Origin of the sequence: Bacillus cereus group sp. BfR-BA-01382 (assembly GCF_022663475.1) — a bacterium.
GTDB classification, from domain to species: Bacteria; Bacillota; Bacilli; order Bacillales; family Bacillaceae_G; genus Bacillus_A; species Bacillus_A thuringiensis_S.
On record NZ_JAKUFQ010000449.1, the window covers coordinates 1 to 217 of the forward strand.

The following is a 217-nucleotide window of genomic DNA, read 5'->3' on the forward strand; positions in this document are numbered from 1 at the left end:
AGTAATTGCAGAAACAGAAGCACAAGAAGAAGTGGAAGTAATTGCAGAAACAGAAGAGCCAGAAGAAGTGGAAGTAATTGCGGAAACAGAAGAGCTAGAAGAAGTGGAAGTGATTGCAGAAATAAAAGCACCTGTAGTAGAGACATTTGTAGCACTTGAGGAAATTCAGCAAGAAGATGAAGCGATTGAACAAAAGAGTGAATTCATACATGTAGCT

At 38.7% G+C, this 217-nt stretch carries 1 pseudogene; it reads left to right on the plus strand.

The features are described 5' to 3' along the window. Positions 1-217: pseudogene (locus tag MR160_RS34660) on the plus strand (cell division protein FtsK); the annotation flags it as partial.